22 protein-coding genes and 2 tRNA genes are annotated in these 25,196 nt (G+C 64.7%); 12 read left to right on the plus strand and 12 right to left on the minus strand.

Features of this window, described 5'->3' with window-relative positions:
* Window positions 1-91 precede the first annotated feature (91 nt).
* Together adhP and QMK22_RS06620 are read right to left on the minus strand one after the other, a co-directional pair.
* Entirely contained in the window at window positions 92-1,102 is a 1,011-nt protein-coding gene (gene adhP / locus QMK22_RS06615) for an alcohol dehydrogenase AdhP (protein WP_283497106.1), read from the minus strand.
* 153 nt (window positions 1,103-1,255) lie between these two features.
* The gene (locus QMK22_RS06620; protein WP_283497107.1) at window positions 1,256-2,557 is read right to left on the minus strand and encodes a zinc-dependent metalloprotease; all 1,302 of its coding nucleotides are present in this window, start codon (window positions 2,555-2,557) and stop codon (window positions 1,256-1,258) included.
* 283 nt (window positions 2,558-2,840) lie between these two features.
* Here QMK22_RS06620 and QMK22_RS06625 point away from each other — a divergent pair, with 283 nt between their 5' ends.
* From QMK22_RS06625 to QMK22_RS06645, 5 genes are all read left to right on the plus strand, one after another.
* Window positions 2,841-3,941 (plus strand): YlbL family protein, encoded by a 1,101-nt coding sequence (locus QMK22_RS06625; RefSeq protein ID WP_283496836.1) that lies wholly within the window; start codon window positions 2,841-2,843, stop codon window positions 3,939-3,941.
* Between the two features lie 122 nt (window positions 3,942-4,063).
* Entirely contained in the window at window positions 4,064-6,976 is a 2,913-nt protein-coding gene (locus tag QMK22_RS06630; protein WP_283496837.1) for a UPF0182 family membrane protein, read from the plus strand.
* A 203-nt stretch (window positions 6,977-7,179) separates the two neighbouring features.
* Window positions 7,180-7,253 (plus strand) — tRNA-Met (locus QMK22_RS06635).
* 278 nt (window positions 7,254-7,531) lie between these two features.
* Window positions 7,532-7,605 (plus strand) — tRNA-Met (locus tag QMK22_RS06640).
* A gap of 134 nt (window positions 7,606-7,739) precedes the next feature.
* A complete protein-coding gene (locus QMK22_RS06645; protein ID WP_283496838.1) occupies window positions 7,740-8,669 on the plus strand; it encodes a LysR family transcriptional regulator in 930 nt (309 codons plus the stop codon).
* Window positions 8,670-8,694: 25 nt separating this feature from the next.
* Here QMK22_RS06645 and QMK22_RS06650 read toward each other — a convergent pair whose 3' ends face one another.
* Window positions 8,695-9,996, minus strand: a complete 1,302-nt coding sequence (locus QMK22_RS06650) for an MFS transporter (RefSeq protein ID WP_283496839.1) — start codon at window positions 9,994-9,996, stop codon at window positions 8,695-8,697.
* 50 nt (window positions 9,997-10,046) lie between these two features.
* Complete coding sequence (locus QMK22_RS06655) at window positions 10,047-11,135, minus strand: MBL fold metallo-hydrolase (RefSeq protein WP_283496840.1); 1,089 nt, start codon at window positions 11,133-11,135, stop codon at window positions 10,047-10,049.
* 169 nt (window positions 11,136-11,304) lie between these two features.
* On the opposite strand from QMK22_RS06655, the gene QMK22_RS06660 reads away from it, so the two are divergent.
* The gene (locus tag QMK22_RS06660) at window positions 11,305-11,685 is read left to right on the plus strand and encodes a YidH family protein (protein WP_283496841.1); all 381 of its coding nucleotides are present in this window, start codon (window positions 11,305-11,307) and stop codon (window positions 11,683-11,685) included.
* Window positions 11,685-12,020 (plus strand): DUF202 domain-containing protein, encoded by a 336-nt coding sequence (locus QMK22_RS06665; RefSeq protein WP_283496842.1) that lies wholly within the window; start codon window positions 11,685-11,687, stop codon window positions 12,018-12,020. Before QMK22_RS06660 ends, QMK22_RS06665 begins: the two co-directional genes overlap by 1 nt.
* An 87-nt stretch (window positions 12,021-12,107) precedes the next feature.
* Here the strand turns inward: QMK22_RS06665 and QMK22_RS06670 are convergent, their stop codons facing one another.
* The 3 genes from QMK22_RS06670 to QMK22_RS06680 all read right to left on the minus strand — a co-directional run bounded on the left by QMK22_RS06670 (window position 12,108) and on the right by QMK22_RS06680 (window position 13,614).
* Window positions 12,108-12,563 (minus strand): CDP-alcohol phosphatidyltransferase family protein, encoded by a 456-nt coding sequence (locus tag QMK22_RS06670; protein WP_283496843.1) that lies wholly within the window; start codon window positions 12,561-12,563, stop codon window positions 12,108-12,110.
* A 257-nt stretch (window positions 12,564-12,820) separates the two neighbouring features.
* Entirely contained in the window at window positions 12,821-13,264 is a 444-nt protein-coding gene (locus QMK22_RS06675) for a hypothetical protein (RefSeq protein ID WP_283496844.1), read from the minus strand.
* Complete coding sequence (locus tag QMK22_RS06680; protein ID WP_283496845.1) at window positions 13,261-13,614, minus strand: DUF427 domain-containing protein; 354 nt, start codon at window positions 13,612-13,614, stop codon at window positions 13,261-13,263. Before QMK22_RS06680 ends, QMK22_RS06675 begins: the two co-directional genes overlap by 4 nt.
* A 209-nt stretch (window positions 13,615-13,823) precedes the next feature.
* Between QMK22_RS06680 and QMK22_RS06685 the strand changes: the two genes are divergently transcribed.
* From QMK22_RS06685 to QMK22_RS06705, 5 genes are all read left to right on the plus strand, one after another.
* On the plus strand, window positions 13,824-15,065 hold the full coding sequence (locus QMK22_RS06685; RefSeq protein WP_283496846.1) for a bifunctional alpha/beta hydrolase/OsmC family protein: 1,242 nt from the start codon (window positions 13,824-13,826) through the stop codon (window positions 15,063-15,065).
* Between the two features lie 105 nt (window positions 15,066-15,170).
* Window positions 15,171-16,688, plus strand: a complete 1,518-nt coding sequence (locus QMK22_RS06690) for a CotH kinase family protein (protein WP_283496847.1) — start codon at window positions 15,171-15,173, stop codon at window positions 16,686-16,688.
* A gap of 110 nt (window positions 16,689-16,798) precedes the next feature.
* The gene (locus QMK22_RS06695) at window positions 16,799-17,518 is read left to right on the plus strand and encodes a DUF4956 domain-containing protein (RefSeq protein ID WP_502857213.1); all 720 of its coding nucleotides are present in this window, start codon (window positions 16,799-16,801) and stop codon (window positions 17,516-17,518) included.
* Window positions 17,515-18,375: a polyphosphate polymerase domain-containing protein gene (locus QMK22_RS06700; RefSeq protein ID WP_283496848.1), complete on the plus strand. Its 861-nt coding sequence runs from the start codon at window positions 17,515-17,517 to the stop codon at window positions 18,373-18,375. Before QMK22_RS06695 ends, QMK22_RS06700 begins: the two co-directional genes overlap by 4 nt.
* A gap of 97 nt (window positions 18,376-18,472) precedes the next feature.
* Window positions 18,473-19,261: a maleylpyruvate isomerase family mycothiol-dependent enzyme gene (locus QMK22_RS06705; protein ID WP_283496849.1), complete on the plus strand. Its 789-nt coding sequence runs from the start codon at window positions 18,473-18,475 to the stop codon at window positions 19,259-19,261.
* A 22-nt stretch (window positions 19,262-19,283) separates the two neighbouring features.
* Here the strand turns inward: QMK22_RS06705 and QMK22_RS06710 are convergent, their stop codons facing one another.
* The 5 genes from QMK22_RS06710 to nadA form a co-directional block, all read right to left on the minus strand.
* Window positions 19,284-20,018: a GntR family transcriptional regulator gene (locus tag QMK22_RS06710; protein WP_283497109.1), complete on the minus strand. Its 735-nt coding sequence runs from the start codon at window positions 20,016-20,018 to the stop codon at window positions 19,284-19,286.
* A gap of 128 nt (window positions 20,019-20,146) precedes the next feature.
* Window positions 20,147-21,289, minus strand: a complete 1,143-nt coding sequence (locus QMK22_RS06715) for a cysteine desulfurase family protein (protein WP_283496850.1) — start codon at window positions 21,287-21,289, stop codon at window positions 20,147-20,149.
* 15 nt (window positions 21,290-21,304) lie between these two features.
* Window positions 21,305-22,189 (minus strand): carboxylating nicotinate-nucleotide diphosphorylase, encoded by an 885-nt coding sequence (gene nadC, locus QMK22_RS06720; RefSeq protein ID WP_283496851.1) that lies wholly within the window; start codon window positions 22,187-22,189, stop codon window positions 21,305-21,307.
* Entirely contained in the window at window positions 22,183-23,823 is a 1,641-nt protein-coding gene (nadB, locus tag QMK22_RS06725; protein WP_283496852.1) for an L-aspartate oxidase, read from the minus strand. The genes nadC and nadB overlap by 7 nt, the downstream gene beginning before the upstream one ends.
* A gap of 1 nt (window position 23,824) precedes the next feature.
* Window positions 23,825-25,135 carry a quinolinate synthase NadA gene (gene nadA, locus QMK22_RS06730; protein ID WP_283496853.1) on the minus strand — a complete coding sequence of 437 codons (1,311 nt, stop codon included), beginning with the start codon at window positions 25,133-25,135 and terminating at the stop codon, window positions 23,825-23,827.
* Window positions 25,136-25,196: the final 61 nt, after the last annotated feature.

Here is a 25,196-nt window from a genome sequence, read left to right on the forward strand (position 1 = left end):
CTGCACCCAGAAGGGTGCGGGCGCGCTCACACCGAATATTGGGATTCAGCATTCACGCGGCCCGCACCTCTCCCGATTGAACGGGGGCGAACTAGTAGCGGATGACCACGCGACCGTCGATCTTGCCGCGCTTCATCTCGTCGAGTACCTCGTTGACCTCGTCGATGCGGCGTTCGGAGACCGTGGGGTGAATCTCGCCGCGGGCGTAGAACTCCAGGGCCTCTTCCATGTCCTGACGGGTGCCCACGATGGAGCCGCGAATGGTCAGTCCCTTGAGCACAATGTCGAAGATCGGAGCGGGGAAGTCTCCCGGCGGCAGGCCGTTGAAGACGATGGTGCCGCCACGGCGAGTCATGCCGATGGCCTGACCGAAGGCGGCCGGGTGCACCGCGGTCACGAGCACGCCGTGCGCACCGCCGGTGGCTTTCTGAATGGCGGCGACCGGGTCTTCGTCGAGCGCGTTGACGACAACCTCGGCACCGTGCTTGCGGGCGAGGGCGAGCTTATCGTCGGCGATGTCGACGGCAGCGACCCGCAGGCCCATCGCCTTGGCGTACTGCACGGCGATGTGGCCGAGGCCGCCGATGCCGGAGATGACGACCCATTGGCCCGGGCGGGCCTCGGTCATTTTGAGTCCCTTGTAAACGGTGACGCCGGCGCAGAGCACCGGTGCAATTTCAATCGGGTCGGCGCCGTGCGGAATGCGCACGGCGAAGCGAGCGTCGACCAGCATGTACTGCCCGAACGACCCATCAACGCTGTAGCCACCGTTCTGCTGCGCTTCGCACAGGGTCTCCCAACCGGTGCGGCAGTACTGGCAGCTGCCGCAGGCGCTCCAGAGCCAGGCATTGCCAACAAGGTCGCCGATGGCGAGATTAGTGACGCCGGCGCCGAGGGCAACGATCTCGCCGACACCCTCGTGGCCCGGGATGAACGGCGGGCTCGGCTTGACCGGCCAGTCGCCCTCTACGGCGTGCAGGTCGGTGTGACAGACGCCGCTGCTGATCAGCTTGACCAGGGCCTGACCCGGTGCGGGAGTGGGTACCGGCACCTCATCGATGGTCAGGTTCTGCCCAAACTCGTGCACGACCGCCGCGTGCATAGTCGTCGGTACCCGGGTCGAGGTGCTCGTCGTGGTCTCGGTTATTGTCATTGCCAAACTCCTTCGTTTGGGACATTTCGTCCGTTGACCGACTGTAGATCGGCAAAGGTTGCGGCAACGTTGCGACCCCACCTGAGGGGGAGAAAACTACAACTACTCCTCGTGCGGTCGGTCGGCGCCGTCATCGCGCAGCAGATCTTCGAGCGCCTGATCGACGTCGTCGAGCACTATCGGTTCCCCGCGAGCGGCGCTGGTGAGTCGACTGATCAGCCGCTGCGGATCGTCGATGTCCTCCGACGTGGGCAGTAAATCGGGGTGCGACCAGAGTGCGTCGCGCGCTTCGTTGCCGACGGCGTCCGTCACGGCCTGCCACATGACAGCGGCCTCCCGCAGTCGGCGTGGACGCAGCTCAAGCCCCACGAGCGTCGCAAAAGCGGATTCGGCGGGACCGCCGGAGGCCCGGCGGCGTCTCACGGTCTCGGCGATGGCATCCGCTTTGGGCAAGCGGATGGTGGCGCGAGCGGTGACGACGTCGACCCAGCCTTCGACCAGAGCGAGCATCGTTTCGAGGCGCGACAAGGCCGCGAGCTGCGACTCCGACTTCTGCTGGATGAGCGAACCGTCGACCATGGCCTGGCGTAAGTCCTCGGGGTTGGACGGGTCGAAGCTGCCGGCCAGCTCTTCGAGCCGGCTGGAGTCGATGCTGATGCCGCGGGCGTAGGCGGTGACCGCGCTGGTCAGGTGCAGGCGCAGCCAGCGGGCGTGGCGAAACAGCCGGGCGTGGGCGATCTCGCGCACGCCCAGATAGATCTGTACCTGATCTATCGGCACGTCGAGGCCATTGCCGAAGTCGGCCACGTTCTGGGGGAGGAGCGCGGCTTGTTGTTCGCCCAGGAGCGGAATGCCGACATCGCCACCACTGACGACCTCGCTCGAGAGCTGGCCAACGACCTGGCCGAGCTGCATGGCGAACAGGGTGCCGCCAATGCTGCGTACGAGCTGGCTCGCGTTGGCGACCATGCCCTGCATCTCTTCGGGCACCTGCTCGGCGAACACGCGGGTGAGGGAATCGGAGATACTCGTGGCGACGGGTTCGGCCAGCTGCGTCCACAGCGGCATCGTCGCGGTGACCCATTCGCGGCGGGTCATCAAACGCGGTTCAACGGTCAGTTCGGCCACGGTGATGACGTCATCGAGCCAGAGAGCGGCAATGTGAAAGGCCTGCCGCAGCTCAGTCTGCTGCACATCGGTCGCCGTGAGCTGGCCGTTGGCCGCTCGCTGCTGACCCTGCGTGAGCGCAATGTCCCAGTCAACGCCGGTGCCCTGCGTGTTGAGGGCGCCCTGCAACTGCTGCATGAGCGCGGCGATGCTGGCTGGGTCATTGGGCAGCCCGGCAGCACCGGCAAGTTGGCTCGGGTCGATACCGCTCTTGCCGCTTAAAATATCGCGCAGCATGTCGCGGAACTCATCACCGGGATTTTGATCGTCGGGCTCGCCCGGATTCTGATCGTTCGGGGGTAGGGAGTTGTCAGCCACTTCAGGCCCCTCTCAGTTGCATACTTCTACGCTAGTGCGAGTACCCCGCTCCGGGCTGGGAAATATCCTAGGCTGAAGGGCTCGCTGTGCGCTCGTCGCGAACACGGTACCGTGCACGGGCCAAGCGCAGGGCTCCAACACCGTACAAAGTAACCGCGGTACCCAACGCAAAACACGACCAGGAAAAAACGGAAGGAGCACGGTGGCTCTCTTCACCGATGACTCACCGGCACCCTCCGGTGTCCGGCGTCGCCGCCCATCGATCGGCGGGACCGCGCTGTTGATCGCCCTGGTTGCCGGGGTCATCCTTGGCATTATGCCGGCCCCGTACGTCATCGAGAAGCCGGGTCCGGTCTACAACACGCTGGGCACAGCGAAATACGACGACGTCGAAACACCGCTCATCACCATCGCCGACGAGACGGTCTACCCGACCAAGGGCACGCTCGACCTGCTCACCGTGTCGTTGCTGGGCAACCGGGAAAACCGCCCAAGCTGGCTGACCGTTGCCGGAGCCTGGTTTGACCCGAGCGAGGCCGTGTTGCCCATCGACCAAGTCTTTCCCGAGAATGTAACCGCTGAACAGCGCTCCGCGCAGAGCAGCGCCGACATGATCAATTCCCAACAGGATGCCATCGCAGCGGCGCTCACCCACCTCGGCTACGACTACCCCACGACGGTTTCGGTGGTCAGCCTGCCCGACGGCTCTCCGGCCGCGGGCATTATCGAGCCAAAAGACCAAATCTCCGCCGTGAACGGAACGGCGGTGGCCAGCGTCGCCGAGCTGCGGGCAGCCTTGCAGACCAACGGCACGGAGAAAGCGGCGAGTGTTGACATTGTGCGGGACGGTGCCGCCAGTACCGTCTCGGTCACGCCGGTCGAGAACGGCGGAAGCGTCGTGGCCGGGGTCAACGTATCCGTTGCGTACGACTTTCCCTTCGAGGTGCAGATCCAACTCGACAAGGTCGGTGGACCCAGTGCCGGCATGATGTTCGCGCTCGGCATCATCGACAAGCTCACGCCGGGGCAGTTGCAGGGTGGCGAAAACGTGGCCGGTACCGGAACGATCGACCAGGCCGGTGCGGTGGGCCCGATCGGCGGCATCCAGCAAAAATTGCACGGTGCGGTCGAAAACGGCGCCACCTGGTTTTTGGCACCGACCGACAACTGCGACGAGGTGACCGGCAATATTCCCGACGGTTTGAGCGTGTTCGCGGTTGCCACCCTCGATCAGGCCCTCGCCGCCCTCGACGGGATCAAAACCGGTGACACGAGCGGCCTGCCCACCTGCCCGGCGAGCTAATCCGCGGGGCACCCGCGAACGCGTCAGGGCAACGCCGGGCACGAGGGTCAGTGATGACTCTCTCAGGGGCAACTAAGTAAGATGGAGGCTGACCCTGATCACTTAGAGCAAGAGGCCAATTCGTGAGTTCATCAGCAGCCGACAACGCCCCACGGCGCAGCCGAGCCCCGCTAGCAATTACCGCAGCAATTATCGCGGGGCTGGTGATCCTGTTCTTTATTTTCGCCGGACTGTATACCGATGTGCTGTGGTTCGACCAGCTCGGGTTTTTGAACGTTCTCACCACGCAGTGGATCGCCGGCACCGTGTTGTTCCTGATCGGGTTCATCGCCATGGCCGTTCCGGTTTGGGTGAGCATCCAGCTGGCCTACCGACTGCGTCCGGTGTACGCCAAGCTCAACGCGCAGCTCGATCGCTACCAGCAGGTTATCGAGCCGCTCCGTCGCCTCGCGATGTACGGCATCCCCGCCCTGCTCGGCCTGTTTGCCGGAGTGGCCGCCGCCACCAGCTGGCAGACCGTGCTCATGTGGCTCAATCGCACCGAAACCGGGCGCGTTGACCCGCAGTTCAACTTTGACATCTCGTTCTACCTGATGGACCTGCCGTTCTACAAGTCTGTGCTCGCCTTCGCATCCGCTGTCGTGCTTATTGCGGCTCTCGTCGCGGTCGCGACCAGTTACCTGTACGGGTCGATTCGGGTCTCGGGCCGTGAAGTGCTCATCTCCAAGGCTGCCCGCGTGCAGATCGCTGTGACCGCAGCGCTGTACCTCATGCTCCAGGCCGTGAGCATCTGGTTCGACCAGTACTCCACACTCACCAACCAGGGCACGCTGATTACCGGTGCCGGTTATACCGACGTCAACGCGACCATCCCCGGCCGGGCCATTCTTGCCGGCATCGCCGCCGTCGTCGCGCTGCTGTTCATTCTCACGGCCATTATCGGCCGTTGGCGCCTGCCGGTTATCGGTACCGCGCTGCTGATCGTGTCGAGCTTGCTGATCGGTTCGCTCTACCCCTGGGTCGTCGAGCGCTTCCAGGTGGAGCCGAGCGCGAAGTCGCTTGAGGCGGACTATATCGAGCGCAATATCAACCTCACCCGGGACGCCTACGGCGTCGCCGACATCGAGGAGATTCCCTACAACGCGAAGACCACCGCGGAGCCCGGCGCCCTGCGCGAGGACGCCGCGACCACCGCGAACATCCGAATTCTCGACCCGGCGCTGGTCAGTGACTCGTTCGGCCAGCTCGAGCAGTTCCGCCAGTACTACCAGTTCCCCAAGAATCTTGACGTCGACCGGTACACCATCGACGGCACGTCGCAGGACACCGTCGTCGCCGTGCGTGACCTCAACCTCGACGGTCTCAATACCGGTAATACCTGGGTCAACTCGAAGACCGTGTACACGCACGGTTATGGCGTCGTGGCCGCGTACGGTAATCAGCGCTCGGTCGACGGCCAGCCGGTGTTCCTCGAATCGGGCATTCCGACCAGCGGTGCGCTCGGTGACTTCGAGCCGCGCATTTACTTCGGCGAGACCTCGCCGGAATACTCCATCGTCGGCGCTGAGGCGGATGCCAAGCCGATCGAACTCGACTACCCGTCGGGCACGGAGGGTGCCGGCCAGACCTACACGACGTTCTCCGGCGGCGGCGGACCGAAACTCGACAACGCGTTCAAGAAACTCATTTACGCGCTCAAGTTCCAGTCCGAGCAGATCTTCCTGGCCGCTTCGGTCAATGACAAATCCGAGATTCTGTACGACCGCGACCCCGTTACCCGCGTGCAGAAGGTTGCTCCGTACCTCACGCTCGACTCCGACGCCTACCCCTCGGTCGTTGACGGTCGGGTCAAGTGGATCATCGACGGTTACACCACCTCAGCGAACTACCCGTACTCAACTCCTGTCAGCCTGAGCGACGCGATCGCCGATACTCAGACGCCGGCGCAGCCCTACGCGCTCGACAGCATCAACTACATGCGTAACTCGGTCAAGGCCACCGTCGACGCCTACACCGGTGAGGTCACCCTCTACGCCTGGGACGAGACGGAACCGATCCTGCAGACCTGGCAGAAGATCTTCCCGTCAACACTCAAGCCCATGACGGAAATGAGCGGCGACCTGATGAGCCACGTGCGCTACCCGGCCGACCTGTTCAAGGTGCAGCGCGCCATTCTCGGTCAGTACCACGTGACCGACCCCGGTTCGTTCTACTCCAAGGACGATGCCTGGATTTCGCCGAACGACCCGGATTCCCCGGCGGCGAATCCGACCCTGCAGCCCCCGTACTACCTCACCATGCAGGTGCCCGGCGCCGACAAGCCCTCGTTCTCGCTGTACTCGACCTTCCAGCCGGAAGCGACTGGTGAATCCAGCCGCAACGTGCTCTACGGCTACCTCGCCGTGGATGCCGATGCCGGGTCAGAAGACGGCGTGCGCGCCGACGGCTACGGCCAGCTCCGATTGCTCAATCTGCCCAAGGACGGAACGGTGCCCGGCCCCGGCCAGGTGCAGAACGTCTTCAACGCCGACCCGACGGTGTCGACCGAGCTCAACCTGCTGCGGCAGGGATCCTCGACGGTGCTGAACGGCAACCTGCTCACCCTCCCGGTCGGTGGCGGACTGCTCTACGTGCAGCCCGTCTACGTGAAGTCCACCGGTGAGACCAGCTACCCGCTGCTGCAGAAGGTGCTCGTGGCCTTCGGCGATCAGATCGCGTTCGAAGACACCCTGAACGGTGCCCTCGATGTGCTGTTCGGAGGCGACTCGGGTGCCACAGCCGGTGACACGGCCGTACCCGACGCAGCTGCAGCCGGAAGTGCGGCAGATGCTGCCGCCGGCGGCACTGATGTTCCGACCGGGTCCACCGGCGATGCCGCAACGGATGCTGAACTCAAGTCGCTGCTCGCGGTCGCCAAGACGGCACTCGCCGACAAGGCAACCGCACTCGCCGCCGGCAACTTCGCCGACTACGGCACGGCAGACGCCAAGCTCTCCGAAACGATTGCGAGCATGCTCGCCCTCCTCGGCGAGTAGGCCACCGCAGCAGTAAGTTCTCCTACGCGAGTTTCATGGCACGATCTGCCGCAAGCCCTCATCCGTCTCGGGTGGGGGCTTGCGGCAGTTGTGCCTGATGGTGTTTGATTTGAAATAGAGACGCAATTTTCGGCGAATATTTTGCGATACCGACCCAAAGTGGTCGACCGAGCTTTGATGGTGTGCTAAATTTGTACTTGTAGCGCGGGGTGGAGCAGTTCGGTAGCTCGCTGGGCTCATAACCCAGAGGTCGTAGGTTCAAATCCTGCCCCCGCAACAAGTGAAAGGCTCGGAACTTCGGTTCCGGGCCTTTTTTGTATTCCAGGCCCGTGTCGCTCCAGTTCTACGGATCCGATCGCGGGTTCCCTATCGGGGTTCATAGATCTCGCGGCGATGTCCCAGCGGGAGGACGCTCGACGGTATGGCAAACGGTCGAGCTGGGTCGAGAGATCACGCTGAGTGAGTTAGGCTGATACGACCATCGCAAACACCGGGATCGAGAAAGTTCGATCCGACCAGGTTTTTTCGAAGGATGACCGCTTGAGTGGTCAGCGTCGCGGGGTGGAGCAGTTCGGTAGCTCGCTGGGCTCATAACCCAGAGGTCGTAGGTTCAAATCCTGCCCCCGCAACAAGTGAAGGCCCGGAACTTCGGTTCCGGGCCTTTTTCGTGCCTGCGGCGGTGCGCCACGGCTCGTTCCCTGCCGCATCGTGAACCAGGTTCCACCGGCCCCGTTGCGCGGTGGCTGTCCCTTACGCTGGGGAGGTGGTCGCCTATACGCTCAAGCAGTTGCAATATTTCGTGGCTGTCGCCGATCAGGGTTCGATTTCGGCGGCCGCTGCGTCCGTGCATATCTCGCAGGCGGCCATGTCGCAGGCCCTCACCGAGCTGGAGCGGATCGTGGGCTCTCAGCTGGTGGTCCGCCACCGAGCGCGAGGCATCGTGGTCACTGCCGTCGGGGTGCATTTTCTGCGTGACGCCAAAGCGTTGGTCCGGCATTCCGAGGAAGTGCAGGGCCGGGTGATCGAACGTCAGGATCGCCTCGTCGGACCACTCGTCCTGGGCTGCTACAGCGGCCTCTCGGCCTTCTGGCTTCCCGAGATCGGCCAGGGTTTCGTCAAGCCCAACCCGGGGCTGGAGGTGAAATTAGTTGAGGGTGACGGCGGGGAACTGCAGGAGCGGATGCTCGACGGCTATCTCGACGCCGTGATCACACACACTCGGCATCTCATTCCGCGTATCGGTTGGACGACGGTCATGGCAGGTGTGCCCTACGTGTTGGTGTCGTCGAGTCATTGGGCGGCTGGACGGCAGTCCATCCGCCTGGCCGAGTTGGCCGACGAGGACTTCGTATCCCTGGACATCCCCTCGGTCAGGGACAACCAGCTGGTCAACCTGCGGCAGTCGGGTCTTGATCCTAAAATCGCCTGGAAGTCCAGCAGCCTCGAAGCGGTGCGCGGCATGGTGGCCAAGGGGCTCGGATATACGGTCCTGGTGCAGCGACCACCCGTCAATGTCAGCTACGACGCGCTCCCGCTGACCGTGCTCGAGATTGAAGACGACGTCGGCCACAGCGACATTTGCGTGGCCTACCTGGATTCCGAGCGTATGAGCCTACGCCTGCGGGCATTCATCGACTTCTGCGCCGATGCCGGGGCCAGGAAGCAACGCGAAACGGCCAGCCACAAGGGCTGACCGTTCTAGGTGCTACCAGTGGAGGCTAGATGTCCTCCGCGGTGAGGTCCTGGTCTTTGCCTTCCTTGACGGTCAGCAGGCACAGCCCCGCGAGAACGAAAGTTCCCGCCCAGACGGCACCGGCCAGCCAAAGCGAGCCCCCGGTCGCGAGCACCAGTCCACTGATGACCAGCGGCGTGAATCCGGCGCCCAGGGTCGAGGAGAGCTGATAGACCAGAGAAGCACCGGTATAGCGAATGCGGGTGGGAAAAAGTTCGGCCGAAAACGCCCCGAACGGTCCGAAGATTGCGGCCTGAACGATGCCGTTTGCGATAAAGAGCGCCAGGGCGAACGACCACAATTCGCCCAGTTCCAGCATCCACATGATGGGCATCGCCATGACCGCGCCGGCGATGATGCCGAAAAACATGACCGGTCGACGGCCCAGCTTGTCGGAATGGCGGGCAGCAAACCAGATGCCGACAACGGTCAACGCCGCGCCGACGGCTTTGACGTTCAGCACATCGGTACGGTCCATGCCGGCACTGTCGACGACGTAGGAGATGGCCCAGACGGTCATCAGGCCCTGAACGGTGTAGGAGCTCATGCCGACGAGGGTGCCTTTGACAACGCTCAGCGGATACTTGGTGAGGACCTCCATGATGGGGATCTTCTTTCCTTCGGCCTTGTGCTCCAACGCCAGAAACAGCGGTGATTCAGATACCTTGAGCCGAATCACGAGGCCGATGGCGATCAACACGATGCTGATCAGGAACGGCACACGCCAGCCCCAGCTGAGGAACTGATCGTTGGGAAGGACGGAAACCGCGGAAACGGCGAGGGTGGCCAGTACCGCACCGGCCGGTCCGCCCATATTGGCGAAACTGGCCGCGAATCCGCGTCGTTCTTTCGGTGCGTGTTCCAGCGCCATCAACATGGCGCCGCCCCATTCACCGCCAACGGCCAGGCCCTGAACTATGCGAAGTGCGATGAGAGCGGCCGGGGCGAGCATTCCTATCTGCGCCGTCGTCGGCAACAGTCCGATCAGGACTGTCGCCAAGCCCATCATGAGCATCGAGGTGATCAAAACCCCCTTGCGGCCGAGCTGGTCGCCGAAGTGACCGAAGACGATACCTCCGATCGGCCGGGCCAGGTAGCCCACCGCTAGGGTGGCGAACGAGGCGAAGAGGGCCACGGCGGGATCGAGGTTGGTGAAGAAGACCTTGTTGAAAACCAGCGAGGCTGCCGTGGCGTAGAGGATGAAATCGTAGAACTCGATTGCGCTGCCGATGAAGGAGGACGCGAGGATGCGACGCATCTGTGGGGTGTTGAAGTGTGTCTCCGTCAAGCTCTCCGGAGTCTGCGCCTCGGCTGACGCGGGCGCAGCTGCTGGTGTGTTCATAGGGAAGACGTCATTTCCAATGTCGTGTATGAAAAGTTATCCGCTTCTTTGCGGATAACGGTGGTGAATGGAATCACATCCAGGTCGTCAGGGACCAGGAACGGGCCGGAGAAGGCATCGGCATGTGACAGCCAGACGGATATGGGCGTTGTGCCGGGAACCAGATGGTGCAGTGCCAGCCGTGCCGCTCCTGCTCGGTCGGCGATGGCGATCGCGTCCGGTACGGAGGTGTGCGACCGACGGTGGTGGTCCATGGAGGCCTGCGCTTCCTCCGTTCCGACGCTGCCGTAGGCGCGGGAGACCCAATCGAAGTCGATCGCCTCGTGGAGCAGCAGATCGGTACCCTGAGCGAGCCGGGCGAGATTCTCACAGGGTGCCGTGTCCCCGGAGATGGTCACGGATCCTTCCGCAGTATCGAAGCGGAAGGCGAAAGCCGGTGCGATCGGCGGATGCCGCACCAGCGTGGCCGTTACCGTCACCAATTCATCACGATAGATTTCGAACGGGATCATACCGATCGGCGTCGGGTTGGAGTTCGGATCGTAACCGATGTCGTCGGGAACGTGGATATCCGAGGGAATGAAGCGGTCCAGCGGCGAGGGCCGCAACGCGTCAATGACCCTGTCGTTCAAGTCGGCACCGTAGGCGCGCATGAGGTGCTCGAACATCACCGTCGTGCCCGGCGTGGGCTGCTCCGGGAAGAGCGGCGTGGGTGCAACTACGGCTCGTGGCGATTGGGGCGGCAGCGCGCCGCGGTCTCCGGGCCCGATGATCCTGATCGGTTCTTGATCAGGGCGGAGGGTGAACAGGCCGAAAATGGCTAGGCTGGCCAGGTCGATGCAGTGGTCCGAGTGCAGATGAGTGAGAAAAATCCCGCGGAGATTTCCGACGGAGTAGCCGGCCTTCATCAGCTGGTTGCCCACACCCGTTCCGGCATCGACCAGGTACACCGCGTCGCCCACAACGACCGCAGTGGAGATTCCAGCACGTTTGCCCGCGTTGGCACCGGTCCACCAACGAGGGCCACCCGCTGTGCCGAGGGTGACAACGTGGGGATTCAGTGATGTGGTATTCGCGATGGCCATTCCGATCCGCGTCGTCGATGACGCCTTGGGAAGCAACTCTGCCCGTGCCACTGGTTTCTGTAAAACTGATTAAAACAGTGAGACTTATCGGTTTTACCTCTGAATGGCCAAATTGGTGCGGCGCATCGTCGCGACATACCATGGGCACACCGGCCCCGTCAGGAGAAGCATGTCTCAGCCCAGTGAAGAACGTGGTTGGCTGGCGCGCACGGTTCTCCCGGGTGGTGACGAGCCTGACCCTCGGTTCACGCTGGCTAACGAGCGCACGTTCCTGGCCTGGGTTCGAACCTCCCTGGCTTTCCTCGCCGGCGGTCTGGCGCTGGAGGCATTCGCGTTCGAGTCCTTTCCCGACCCGCTGCGCAAGGCGCTGGCCGTGTTCCTGGTGGCGCTGGGAATGCTGATCAGTGCCGGTGCGGCCGTGCGGTGGGTATCCGTCGAGTCGAGCATGCGGCACAAAAAGCCACTGTCCCTGCCCATCACGGTTCCGCTCCTCAGCCTCGGCGTTGCCGCTGGCGCGGCGGTCGTGATCATTTTGATCGCCCTGAGTTAGTGTCCGGACCATCCTCCGCGCCCACGCATCAGGATCCCGGGCTGCAACCCGAGCGCACGATACTCGCCTGGGGTCGGACGGCCCTGGCGCTCTTCGTCGCCGCGCTGGTTTTTCTGCGCTGGTTGCCGCATTACGGTATCTGGATTCTCGTTCTCGTCGGTGCCGCCGGCGCCATCGCCGCCGGCATTTACGGCACGCAGCGCATTCGCTATTCGGCGCGAGTGCGGGGCATCGCGACGGAAAAATTTCACTCTGATATCGCTGCTATTTTCGCGATCAGCGGCTCCGTGCTGCTGCTGGGTGTGCTGGGCTTAATCATGCTGCTGACCAGCTAGGGTCGGGTTGTGCTCCCGGCCCGCGCGTTGCTCCGCGTGTAATGGCCGTATCGTTCACGCAACCGGGCGGGGCCCCGTGGCCGCTTGCTATCGGACTGACCGAAACAGGCGCACGATCACCCGTGCGCCGATCAGAATTTCCACGGCAGCTGACGGTCGAAGCCACCGTGACCGGGGGATCTCCACGAGTCTGCCCTGAAGGAAGCTCGCCACCGTGATGCCCGCCACCGGAGCGGCCCAGGCCGCCAAGGTCAGCGCACGGGCGCGACGGCTTGTTTCATGCCGCACGGTATACCAGGTCCAGAAAGCGGTGTCAGCAAGAAAGTCTGCCTGCTTCCCAAAAGTCGTCTCGGCGTGCGTGGCTCTGGCGAGCTTGCCGTCGAGCAGATCGGTGCCGAGCGCCAGTAGCGCTCCGGCTCGCCCCAATCTGTTTTCGAGGGCGGGCAGATTGGCACGAAACAGCGTGATCAGATTGGGCAGACCCAGATCGTCGTGTTTCTCGAGCAATCCGAGATGGCTGACCGTCATCATCCAGCTGGTCACCGCCCAGAGCCGACCACGCCGGTCGGCCAGCACGGCGATGACCAGGTGCAGGGCGGTCGTTTCCAGGAGAGCTCGAGGCCGCAGTCGAGCCTGAACCAGCGACCGAGCGGTGGCGGCGGTGAGAAACTCGGCCCACGCTTGCGGCCGCCATTGCCCGTGACGCAGCCCGTCGAGCAGAGCGTCGGTGGCTGCGCGGCTGGTCGTTGTGACCAGCGGTGAGCGCCATCGCGTTGGGCGGGGGTGTCGTCGGTTGTCTTCTATGAGTGGGTTGCCCGTCGTCGAGGACCGATCATCGCGGTCAAGCTGAGCAGGAGGCCAATGGCGATCGCTGCCACCGTCTCCGCGACGGCGCTGCCCGGTCCCCACAGGGTCGGACCCTGCAGGGCCTGAACATTCTCGAGCACGGCCGTTGCGAACATTGAGATTAGAGTACCGCCCGCCGCAAGGCTCAGCATGGGGCGAAAGGTCAGAGGGCGCTCACGACGCGCGCGAACGTATAGCGCAGCGGCGGCGACCGTGATGAGGGGCGCAAAATGGTAGGTCGTCGTCGGGTGGGTCGTGGCCATGAGCGCCCAGGTGAGCGCCACGGCGCTCGACACCGCTATCCCTTCGAGCGAGGCACGCCGGAGTGTGGGTGCGATGCCGGTGCGGGGTGAGTCCAGCTCTGGTGCCGCTGGGGGCGAGACCGGTGGCTGCGTCACTTGCGGTTCATGATGCGGTGGCACAGGGCGACGAAGGGATTCTCCTTGCGGTCGCCGTCGTCTTTAACCTTCACGATGTGCACACCTTTACCGAACGCGACATGATTACGGATGCTTTCTGCCGCCGGTGTGGGAGTGGGGTAGTACCAGGCTGCTTGCACGTTCTTCTGCCCGTCAACGGCAAGCGTGTAATACTTCGCGGTTCCTTTCCACGGGCACTGTGACGTAAGGGAATCGCGGGAAAAGTATGCGGAGTTCAGCGACTCCTGCGGGAAGTAGTGATTGCCCTCGACGCGGACAGTCTCCTCCGACTCGGCCAGCACGGTGTCATTCCAAATGGCTTGGTACATAGGGTTGCTCCTGTTCGTGATGCGCGGTATCGACTCAACTGCACCAACCGTAGGTCGCGTGCCCATCGGGGTTCCGTAATCTGGCACACATAACCCAGAGAATATGCATCGTCTGTGTGAGAGATCACAGAACTCGGCCGGTGCCGGCGCCTACCATGCAGGGAGGATGTGTACGTCGATAGGTGTACATCGATAGGGATGGAACAAGCATGAGCAACCAGAGCGCGAGACTGGAATTCACGGGATCCCAAGGGGCGACGTTGGCGGCACGGTTGGACCTGCCGGACTCGACGCCCCGGGCGTATGCCTTGTTCGCGCACTGCTTCACCTGTAGTAAAGACGTGTTCGCGGCAGCGCGCATCTCGCGGGCCTTGACCGACTTTGGAATCGCGGTACTTCGTTTCGATTTCACCGGCTTGGGGCAATCGGGGGGCGACTTTGCCAATACCAACTTCAGCTCAAATATTGAGGATCTGGTTCACGCGGCCGATTTTCTCCGCGAACACTATGTGGCCCCTTCGCTCTTGATCGGGCACTCCCTGGGTGGGGCTGCCGTGCTCGCCGTTACCAGCCGCATCCCTGAAGTTCGGGCGGTCGCCACCATCGGTGCGCCGGCCGATCCTGATCACCTCGCCCATCTTCTGCGCGAGAGCCGTGCGGAGATCGAAGCGTGCGGGGAGGCAGAAGTGCAACTCGCCGGTCGTACCTTCCGCATCCGTCGACAGTTCCTCGATGACATTGCCGCCCAGCCGCAAGCCGAACGCATCCGCGATCTGGGTGCGGCACTACTCGTCATGCACTCACCGGTCGATTCCACCGTCGACGTGGACAACGCGCGGCGCATCTACGGTGCAGCCCGGCACCCCAAGTCCTTCGTCGCCCTCGATGGAGCCGACCACCTTCTGACCAAGCCGGCCGATGCCGCCTTCGCCGCGGGGATGCTCGCAACCTGGGCCAGCCGCTATGCGCTGGACCCGAGTCCGGAGCCGATCGTTCCCGAGGTGGTGGCGGACCCGGCCGAAGGACTCGTCGTCGTGTCCGAGAGCGGTACGGGCGCCTTCGCGCAGAACGTCTTAATCGGTCAACATCGGCTCACCGCTGACGAACCCGAACCGATCGGCACCGACACCGGCCCCTCACCGTATGATTATCTCCTGGCCGGTCTCGGAGCGTGCACGTCGATGACCGTGCGGATGTACGCCGAGCGTAAGAAGTGGCCGCTGGAAAAGGTCACCGTGACGCTCCGGCACTCCCGAATCCACGCCCAGGATTGTTCCAATTGCGAAACCGAGACCGGTCAAGTGGATCGGATTGAACGGGTCATCCGTTTTGACGGCGACCTCGACGACGACCAACGGCAGAAGCTGCGCGAGATCGCCGACAAGTGCCCCGTGCACCGTACCCTGCACTCGGAGATCATTATCGACACCAGCGTCTCTCCGGATCGCTGAGGTCGCCCGGGCGTGCGGCTGGCACTGGGGAGATGCTTGTGCGCTTCATAGCCGACGCATAGACGCACTTGGTGGACTGTGGTTTCCCCACCCGGAAGGTACTTCATGCGTCAGTCCACACCCACCGATAGTTTCGGCCGACCGGCCCGCACACCTGGTCAGGCCCGGTCCAGGGCGGCTGCGAAGCCCATCGCCGCCGTGTTGGTTGGCATTCTTGCTCTGGGCGGCCTGGCGGCCTGCTCCTCAACCACGTCCGGCGCGTCATCTGCTCTGTCCTCCGAACAGGCCGCCGCTCTGGTCGGCTCGGACTTTTACGACACGAGCCTCGTGCACTCCATCACCATCGACTTTGATGAAGCCGAGTATCAGGCCATCCTCGATGCCTACACCGCCACCGGAGACAAAGACTGGATCTCGGCGACGGTCACCATCGACGGCACCGTATTCGAGCAGGTGGGGCTGCGGCTCAAGGGTAATTCCAGCCTGCGCGGCGTCGGCTCAGACACCACGGCGAGCGCCGATACCGACGACAGCGGCGACGGTTCAGCCAGCACCGATGATCCAGAGACTCTTCCCTGGCTGATCAGGCTGGACAAATATGTTGATGGTCAATCGTATGAGGACCGCACCGAGTTCATCGTGCGCGGTAACACCACCGAATCCTCGCTCAACGAAGCGGTGGCGCTAGAGCTCATCGGACTCAGCGGGCTCGTCACGGAGAAGTCAGCCGCGGTGCGGTTGAGCGTGAACGGCGGGGATGAGGCGCTGCGTCTCGTTATGGAGAGCATCGACGATGACCTCTGGAATGACGACACCTTCAGCAGCGACGGCATCACCTACAAGGCCGATTCCACCGGTGACTATACCTATCGCGGTGAAGACGCCGCTGACTATGAGGACATCTTCGACCAGAAGACGGGCGAGGACGACCTCACCCCGTTGACGTCATTCCTGGACTTCATCAACAATTCCGACGACGCGACGTTCAGCGCGGAGCTCGGCAACTACCTCGACGTCGACGCCTTCGCCACCTATCTGGCTATGGAGGACCTGACCTCGAACGCGGACGATATCGACGGTCGGGGAAACAACTCCTACCTGCGCTATGACAGCGAGACTGGGCTCATGACCGTGGTGGCCTGGGACGCCAACCTGTCCTTTGGCGCCGCGAACGTTGCAGCCGGCGGTGGCGGCGGTCAGGCTGGCGGCGGTCAGGCTGGCGCGGGTCAGGCTGGCGCGGGTCAGGCCGGCGATGGTGCGGCAGCAGGCGGTCCACCGGCCGGAGGTGCGGCAGCGGGCGGTCCACCGGCCGGCGGTGCGGCAGCGGGCGGTCCGCCGGCAGGTGGTCAGGGACTAGGCGATCAGGCCGCCGGCGCCGGCGCGGGCGGAATGGAGGGCAACAACGTGCTGGCAACCCGATTCCTGGCAGATAGCACCTTCTCTGCTCTCACCGAGACCGCAACGGCCGCACTCACGGCGAGTCTCTATGACAGCGGTGACGCCCAGGCGGTTCTCGACCGCTGGAGCGCCCTGCTGGAGGAGCAAGCGAGCGACCTGATCGCCACCGACACGCTGCAGAGCGAGGCCGACACCATCGCGGGGTTCTTCACCTCCTCAAACTGACAGTCCCGGGCCCGCACGAGCACGCTGCGTGTCCCTGATCTACCGGTGTCGTGCCACGGATAACGCGACTCGTGCGCGGCTCATAACCGGGTCATAGCTCACTCATAGCGATGTCCGACTGGATAGAGATCGTTGCACTACCGATTCTTGTATTACCGATTGTTCCTTTGGAGGACACCATGCTGCAGGCCACGATCATCCTGATCGATCTGCTCTTCATTAGCCTGCTCACGTTTGGGCTGTATTTCCCGCGTCACCGGCGCCGCGACCTTGTGGTCGCCTATTTGGTCGTCAACGTCGGTGTATTGGCCGTGGCCCAGGTGCTCGCGACCAGCACCGTCGGACTCGGGCTGGGGCTTGGCCTGTTCGGAGTGCTGTCGATCATCCGGCTGCGATCGAGCGAGATCGAGCAGCACGAGGTGGCCTACTACTTTGCGGCCCTCGCCATGGGACTGCTTGCCGGCCTGAGCACGGTGCCCACCGCGCTCACGATCTCGATGATGGGCCTCATCGTCGTCGTGGTGTTCTTCGGCGACAATCCCCGGCTGTTCCGCAGCTATCGGCAGCAGACCGTGGCCCTGGATGCCGCGATCGCCGACGAGGGTGCCCTGATCGCACACCTCGAAGGACTGCTCGGCGCCCGCGTGCACGGAGTGAATGTGCGCCGACTCGACCTGGTGAACGACACCACCCTGGTGGATGTGCGCTACCAGGTGAGTGCTGCGCGTTCCACCACCGCACCAACGCTGAACCGCACGTCCGGCGCAACGTCTGGCGGCACGGCCGACGCCGCGCCCGGCAGTCCAGTCCTGCAGGAGACGACACGATGACTGCCGACACCGCGCTGGACGGCACCGTGGTCGACGACACGCAGCTGGTAGATACTCCGCTGGAGGTGAGCCTCGCTCGCCTCGGCACAATCGGTCTGGCGGAACTCACGGAGCGAGCCAGCCTGCTCACCCGGATCGACCGCAAGTACGTGCTGCCGCGCAGCGAACTGCACCTGGTTTTGCGCGAACTTGATCCCGGTGTGCGAGTTCTCGACATTGAGGGGGTGCGGTCGTCAGCCTATGAGTCGGTCTATTTCGACACCCCGGAATTGACCAGCTTCATGATGGCCGCGCATCCCCGCCGGCGCCGGTTCAAAATTCGCACCCGCACCTATGTCGATTCCGCTCAAAGCTATCTCGAGGTGAAGACTCGGGGAGGCCGGGGCGTGACCGTCAAGGAGCGTCTGCCCTACGCGATCGACGACCGGTCGACTCTCACGAGCGAGGGGCGCCGGTACACGGACTCGGTGCTGGACGAGGCCGACATCACCGGCACGGCGGACCAGGAGCTGGCTCCGACCCTGCTGACCCGATACCTGCGCACCACCCTGTTCATTCCGGAGTCAGCCAGCCGGGCTACCATCGACACTGACCTGTCGTGGTCAGCCCTGACTGAGCCGGCCCGGTCCGGCTCGGCAGTGCCTCGGTACCAAACCCGGCAACGTCGACTGGATCGGCCCCGTCTGGCGATCATCGAGACGAAGTCGGGGTCGCGCGCCTCCGCCGTCGACCGGATTCTCTGGGCAAACGGACATCGGCCGGCCACGATTTCGAAGTACGGCACGGGAATGGCGGCGCTCTACAGCGATCTACCCGGCAACAAGTGGGCGCCGGTACTCCGCCGCCACTTCCGCTGATCCGCGCAGCCCACCCGCACCGCGCGGCGCATCACCCCCGGAACCCGTGGTTCCGGGGCGGTGTCGTACCCGGTCGCAGTGCCGTAGCGTTGCCGTCATGAGCACAGACGCGACAGCACCCCTTGATCCGCAGCTGGTCGATCAGCAGCTGGTGGATCAGCAGCTGGTGGATCAGCAATCCCTCGAACGTGAGTTGAACGACGCCCGAGCCGCCACGGCCTTCGTGTCAGGCCTGCTGCGCGGGCTTAGCGACACCGACCTCGACGGTAACTCCCTCCTGCCGGGCTGGACTCGTCGTCACGTTGTCGCCCACCTGGCCCAAAACGCGCTCGCGGTCGGCAGGCTGGTGAACTGGGCGGCGACCGGCGTGGAGAACCCGATGTATCCGTCGCGTGAGGTTCGTGATCAAGACATCGACACGACCGCCCTGCTCGCCCCCGCCGACCTGCGGGCACTGTTCCACGACACCGCTGCCGCGCTCGATGCGGCCTGGCTCGCTCTGCCGGAGTCACGCTGGTCGGCCCAGGTGCGAGCCGGGCAGGGGCGCATCGTGCCGGCATCCGCTACCTTCTGGATGCGCATCCGTGAGCTCTGGGTGCACGGTGTGGACTTGAACGCCGGTGCCGGCTGCGATGCCCTGCCCGAGCCGGTGCTCCGACGCATCCTGGGTGACGTGGTCACCTCCTGGCAGGCCAGCGGTGCGGGGGACGGTCTGGTCCTGTCGGTGTCGACGCCGGCTCCGTTCACGCTCGGCGATGCAACAGCGCCCGACGCGCGGGTAGTCACGGGCTCATTGGCCGCACTGACAGCCTGGGCCACCGGGCGAGGCAGTTCGGGCATTACGTCAGCTCAGGGAACCGTGGACGCGGCTCCGCACTGGCTATAGCCGCCGCTACAGTTCACCGCCGCTACCTTTCAACGATGGTGACGTCGAAGGAGTACAGGTCGGGGCGGTAGCAGTGTTGCCCGCACTCGATTGCGCGTCCGGCGCTGTCGTAGGCGGTACGGTCCATCGTGAGCAGCGCGGCATTCACCGCTATCTCCAGCAGCGCCGCTTCATGATCATTCGCAGAGCGCGCGCCGATGTGCTGCCGAGCCACGCGCATGTTCACACCGCGTGACCGCAACACCTGATAGAGCCCGTGTTCGACCAGATCGTTCTGCGCAAGATCGACGAAATCCTGCGGAAGCCAGTTTTCCATTATCGCCACCGGAACGTCATCGGCCAGTCTCACCCGGTGAATATAGAGCGTTGGGCTGCCGATCTCCACCACGAGTTTCTCGGCAATCCGGGGCGTAGCCGGCACGGTTTCCATGGCCAGGAGCCGGGTTGACGGTGTCTTCTGAGTATTGGTGAGGTCGTCCCACAGGCTGGTTAGTTCGACTTTGCGCGATACCTGACCGTGCACGACCTGGGTACCGATCCCACGTCGACGTACGAGTAACCCCTTGTCGACGATCTCCTGAATGGCCCGTCGTACGGTGGGTCGGCTCACACCGATTCGCTCGCCCAGAGCGATTTCATTTTCCAGTCGTGACCCCGGGGCAAGTTCACCGCTGAGAATCGCCGTCTCGATGCGCTGGGACACCTGGAAATACAGGGGAATCGGGCCGGAGCGGTCGAGGTCCATGAACAATCGCATGGGCAGTGGATTCTCGTTTCGCGCGCTCACTCAGCATCCCAACTGACTCGTCGTTTGGTCGACAGGTTGTAATGACATTATCAGGTCAGCCTGAGGTGTTACGCGCCCACGTGTTAAGCACCGAGCAGTCAGGCACCGAGACGGGCGACCGCGGCAACGGCGATTGCAACGGATGCCGCTGCCTCAGCTGCTTCGGCCGCCGTCGTGCCAGCGCCCAGCGTGAAACGCACGGCGGTCTGCGCAACGTCGGCCGATAGCCCCATTGCGGTGAGCACGTGTGAGGGCTCATTGCTGCCGGCCGCGCAGGCGGATCCGCTCGAACAGACAATGCCGCGCGCTTCGAGCTCGAGCAGCACGGCCTCGCCGCTCGTGCCTGGAAAAACGAACGATGCTGTGCCCGGCAACCGGTCGATCGGATCGCCGGTGAGTCGGGCGGTGGGCGTTTCGCGCAGCACCGTGCCGATGAACTCGTCACGCAGGGCGCTCGTGCGGCGGGCCGCTTCACTGCGTTCCTCGCCGGCCAAGCGCAGAGCCACCGCCAGGGCGACCGCTCCGGCCACATTCTCGGTGCCGCTGCGTTTGCCGCGCTCCTGGCCGCCGCCGTGCAGCAGGGGCTCGATCGTGAGACGAGAGCGTAGAAAAACCGCTCCGATGCCGGGGGGAGCCCCGAGCTTGTGGCCCGACAGGCTCAACGCGTCCACACCGAGCGCGTTGACGTTCAGGTCAAGCCAACCACCGGCCTGCACCGCATCGGTGTGGAACGGTACGCCCGCAGCGTGGGCAGCGGCGGCCAACTCCATGACCGGCTGCACGGTGCCCACCTCGTTGTTGGCGTAGTGCACCGAGACGAGCGTGCTGTCCGGGCGAAGAGCGCGGGCCAGTTCCGCGGGGTCGACGCGGCCGGAGGCATCCACTGGCAGCAGGGTCACCTCGAAACCGCACAGCCGGCGCAGGTAATCGCAGGATTCGAGCACGGCCTCGTGTTCGATGGGGGTGGTCACGATGTGACGGCCGCGCGGGGCGCCGAGGGCGATGCCCTTGATGGCGAGGTTGTCGCTTTCGGTACCGCCGCTCGTGAAGGTGACCTCGCCGGGGCGGCAATGCAGCGATCCGGCGACGCTGCGCCGTGCTTCCAGGAGCGCGGCCGCGGCGGCCTCACCGACCTGGTGATGGCTCGACGGGTTACCGAAGCTGGCGGTGAGGTGCGGCCACATGGCCGCCAGCGCCTCGTGGCGTACCGGGGTCGTCGCGGCATTGTCCAGATAGATCATGTGTCTTTTCGCGTTTCAGCGGGCAGGCGCGAAACCGACCGGCGTGCTCACGCGTACGGCGACGTCCAACCCCAGATCGAGAGCCTGCGCGCTGTGGGTGAGTGCCCCGACCGAGATCACGTCGACACCGGAGGCCGCGATGCGTCGAACCGTCTCGAGCGACACCCCGCCGCTCGCCTCGACGATCGCACGCCCGGCGACCTGAGTGACCCCGGCGCGCAGGTCGTCGGGGCTGAAATTATCGAGCATGATCGTGTCGATGCCCGCCGCGAGCACATCTTCAATCTGGTCGAGCCGGTCGACCTCCACCTCAAAATGGGTGGTGTGGGAGAGCCGGTCGCGCACCGCTCGCAGCGCCTCGGTGAGGCCGAGCGGCCCGGCCGCGAGCACGGCAAGGTGGTTGTCCTTGGCCATAACGGTGTCGGAGAGGCTGAACCGGTGGTTGTGCCCACCGCCATCGCGTACGGCTGCTCGTTCCAGGGCGCGCAGCCCCGGCGTGGTCTTGCGGGTGTCGACGATGCGGGCGGTGGTGCCGGCCGTCTCGGCTACGTATCGCGCGGTGAGGGTGGCGATTCCGCTCATCCGCTGCACGAAGTTGAGGCCGATGCGCTCGGCCTGCAGGATGCCGCGGGCGGGGCCGGTCACTTCGGCGAGGGTTGCTCCGATCTCGAAATGGTCGCCGTCGGCGATAAAACGGCGTACCTCGATGCGTGCGTCGGTCAGGGCGAAGGCAGCGGCAAAGACGGCACCACCGCTGAACACGCCGGGTTCGCGGGCCTGGAGTGTGGCCGTTGCGACGGCATTCTCGGGGATAAGCACGGCGGAGGTGAGATCGCCCCACGGTGCGTCTTCGTCGAGGGCCGCCTGCACAACTACGTTGATGGAGTGATCGGTCAGCATGCGATGGCCTCCTTGGCCGGAACGAGCGCGGGGTATCGGGTTTGCGAGCGGGACTGGGCCAGTTCGGGACGGGTGAGAGGGAAGTCCGAGCGGTAGTGCGCGCCGCGCGACTCTTCCCGGGCGAGCGCCGCCGACACGAGCAAGCGGGCGAGGTCGAGCAGGTTGCGGTCTTCGAGGTCAGCGACCGAGGTGCTCGTGGCTGCCGGCGCGATCCATCCCACGAGGGTGTCGGCGGCATGGGCCAGACCGGCGCCGGAGCGGTGTACTCCGGCGAATTCCCACATCAGGTTTTGCAGCGCGGCACGGTCGTGTCCTTGGGCGAGTGCGCTCGGGTCATCCTGGGTGGCCGCAACGGGTGCGTCCAGCTGGTGGGTGGGGGTTCCGACCGGCGCGACGGTCGCGACCGGCTCGAGTGCGGCGGAACGCCCGAGCGCGCGCACCGCGCGGTCGGCAAACACGGCCGCCTCGAGCAACGAGTTGGAGGCGAGCCGGTTGGCGCCGTGCGCGCCGGTCCGAGCGACTTCGCCGACGGCGAAGAGCCCGGGCAGGCTGGTGCGGCCCCAGACATCCGTTTCGACGCCGCCCATCCAGTAGTGCGCTGCCGGGGCTACCGGAATGGGAGCGACGGCCCAGTCGAGGCCCGCTGCCGTGCACGCTGCCGTGATGGTGGGAAAGCGGGTTTCGAGCAGGTCCCGGCCGAGCGCGGTCGCGTCCAGTGATACCGGGGCGCCGTGTTGGCGTTCCATCTGGCGGGCGATGGCACGGGCGACGACGTCGCGCGGCGCCAGCTCGGCGTCGGGGTGTTCGGCGAGCATGAAGCGCTCGCCGAGTTCGCCGCGCAGCACTGCCCCCTCACCGCGCACCGCCTCCGAGACCAGGGGAGTGCCCGGCACGGCCAGCGCCGTCGGGTGGAACTGGTAAAACTCCAGATCGGCAACGGATGCCCCGGCGCGATACGCCGCGGCCACGCCGTCACCGGTTGCGACCGTCGGGTTCGTGGTGTGCGTGTAGAGCGCCCCGGCACCGCCGGTGGCGAGGATCACGGCGTCGGCGTTGAGACTGTGCTGCACGCCGTCCGGGCCGAGAACTCGGGCGCCGTGCACCACCCGTGTGCCCGGCGCTGGGTCTGCGTGGGCGGTGGATTCGTGTGCCGTGCTTTCTGAAACGAGCAGGTCGACGAGCATGGTGTGTTCTCGAACTTCGATGGTGGTGCGACGCTGCACGGTAGCCACGAGCGCCGCTTCAACGGCCGCTCCCGTCGCGTCGCCACCGGCGTGTACCACCCGGGAGCGCGAGTGCGCAGCTTCGAGCCCGCGAGCCACGCCCGATTCGTCCCGGTCGAAGTCCACGCCAAAACGAATGAGGTCGCGCACCCGCGCCGGACCTTCTGTGCAGAGCACGCGCACGGCCTCCGGGTCGCACAAGCCAGCACCGGCCCGCAGGGTGTCGAGCACGTGGGCGTCGACCGAGTCGTCACGAAACAGGGCGGCGGCGATCCCACCCTGGGCGTACCGGGTGTTGCTTTCCGGCAGTACCGACTTGGTGACGAGCACGACATGGTGGCCGGCATCCGCTGCCCGCACTGCGGCCAGCAAACCACCGAGGCCGCTGCCGATGACGAGGACCGAAGCCATCTCAGGCACCGACCGCAACCGGTGGTCGGGCTGCGAGCATGCGCTCCAGGGCCACACGTGCGTGGCCGGCCACATCGGCCGACACCGTGATCTGGTTGAGCACCTGCGCCGGCGCTTCGCCACCGCCGACGAGCGCTTCGAGCACCCAGGCCAGGTAGCCGGCGTGAATGCGATACATAGTGGAGCAGGGGCAGATCACCGGGTCGAGGCAGAAGATCTCGTGTTCGGGATGCTGGGCGGCCAGCCGGTTCACAAGGTTGATCTCCGTACCGATCGCAAAAGTCGTGCCGGCCGGGGCCGCAGCGATTGCTTTCGCGATGAAGTCGGTGGACCCGGCCGAGTCGGCCGCATCCACGACGGCCATGGGGCATTCCGGGTGCACGATGACCTGCACGCCCGGGTGCTCGGCGCGGGCAGCGTCGATCTGCGGCACTGTGAAGCGGCGGTGCACGCTGCAAAACCCGTGCCAGAGCACGACTTGGGCGGTGTCGAGCTCGGCTGCCGTGTTGCCGCCGAGCGGCTTGGTCGGGTTCCACATCGGCATCGCATCGAGGGGAACGCCCATGGCCTTGGCCGTGTTGCGGCCGAGGTGCTGGTCGGGAAAGAACAGCACGCGCTGGCCACGTTCGAATGCCCACTCCAGAACGGTCTGGGCGTTCGACGAGGTGCACACAATGCCGCCGTGCTCGCCACAGAAGCCTTTGAGCGCCGCTGACGAGTTCATGTAGGTGACCGGAATCACCGGAACCCGGCCGGAGGCATCGGCGTCGGTGCCGTAGAGCTCCTCGAGCTGCTCCCAACACTCGGTGACCGAGTCGATGTCGGCCATGTCGGCCATGGAACAGCCAGCGGCGAGGTTGGGCAGAATGACGGCCTGATCGGGGCCGGAGAGCAGGTCGGCGGTTTCGGCCATGAAGTGCACGCCGCAGAACACGATGGCGGCCGCGTCCGGGCGGCTCTGAGTGGCCTGGGCGAGTTGAAAGGAATCGCCGACGAAATCGGCGTGGCGCAGCACTTCGTCGCGCTGGTAGAAGTGGCCGAGAATGACCACCGAGTCGCCCAGTACCTGCTTCGCTTCGACGATGCGGGCGCTGAGTTCCTCCGGTGAAGCGGTGCGGTAGCGCTCAGGCAGTGCGCCCTGGCGCGGCGAACCGGCCGGAATCACGTCGCCCATCGACGATCCAGGGCCATAGCCGGGCGTGCCGGCATCAAGCTCCCACGGCGGTGTCGCCAGCGCGGGGCTGCACGTGCTGCCGGTGGCGGAGCCGGTGCTGATGAGACGGATGGTGGTCTCGACCGAGGGAATCGTCATGGCCATACTCCTTGGAGATTGAAGAGGAGGGTGAAGTGAAGAGGGGTGAAGTGAACCGGGT

The organism is Cryobacterium sp. PH29-G1 (genome assembly GCF_030063365.1).
Lineage (GTDB): Bacteria > Actinomycetota > Actinomycetes > Actinomycetales > Microbacteriaceae > Cryobacterium.

Excerpts from the sequence above, each read along its gene's own strand:
- QMK22_RS06715 (WP_283496850.1), bottom strand. The coding sequence starts at position 21,289 with ATGATCTATCTGGACAATGCCGCGACGACCCCGGTACGCCACGAGGCG.
- QMK22_RS06655 (WP_283496840.1), bottom strand. The coding sequence starts at position 11,135 with ATGGCCATCGCGAATACCACATCACTGAATCCCCACGTTGTCACCCTC.
- adhP (WP_283497106.1), bottom strand. The coding sequence starts at position 1,102 with ATGCACGCGGCGGTCGTGCACGAGTTTGGGCAGAACCTGACCATCGAT.
- nadB (WP_283496852.1), bottom strand. The coding sequence starts at position 23,823 with ATGGCTTCGGTCCTCGTCATCGGCAGCGGCCTCGGTGGTTTGCTGGCC.
- QMK22_RS06620 (WP_283497107.1), bottom strand. The coding sequence starts at position 2,557 with ATGCTGCGCGATATTTTAAGCGGCAAGAGCGGTATCGACCCGAGCCAA.
- QMK22_RS06705 (WP_283496849.1), top strand. The coding sequence starts at position 18,473 with ATGAGCACAGACGCGACAGCACCCCTTGATCCGCAGCTGGTCGATCAG.
- QMK22_RS06710 (WP_283497109.1), bottom strand. The coding sequence starts at position 20,018 with ATGCGATTGTTCATGGACCTCGACCGCTCCGGCCCGATTCCCCTGTAT.
- QMK22_RS06660 (WP_283496841.1), top strand. The coding sequence starts at position 11,305 with ATGTCTCAGCCCAGTGAAGAACGTGGTTGGCTGGCGCGCACGGTTCTC.
- QMK22_RS06700 (WP_283496848.1), top strand. The coding sequence starts at position 17,515 with ATGACTGCCGACACCGCGCTGGACGGCACCGTGGTCGACGACACGCAG.
- QMK22_RS06680 (WP_283496845.1), bottom strand. The coding sequence starts at position 13,614 with ATGTACCAAGCCATTTGGAATGACACCGTGCTGGCCGAGTCGGAGGAG.
- QMK22_RS06685 (WP_283496846.1), top strand. The coding sequence starts at position 13,824 with ATGAGCAACCAGAGCGCGAGACTGGAATTCACGGGATCCCAAGGGGCG.
- QMK22_RS06690 (WP_283496847.1), top strand. The coding sequence starts at position 15,171 with ATGCGTCAGTCCACACCCACCGATAGTTTCGGCCGACCGGCCCGCACA.
- nadA (WP_283496853.1), bottom strand. The coding sequence starts at position 25,135 with ATGACGATTCCCTCGGTCGAGACCACCATCCGTCTCATCAGCACCGGC.
- nadC (WP_283496851.1), bottom strand. The coding sequence starts at position 22,189 with ATGCTGACCGATCACTCCATCAACGTAGTTGTGCAGGCGGCCCTCGAC.
- QMK22_RS06695 (WP_502857213.1), top strand. The coding sequence starts at position 16,799 with ATGTCCGACTGGATAGAGATCGTTGCACTACCGATTCTTGTATTACCG.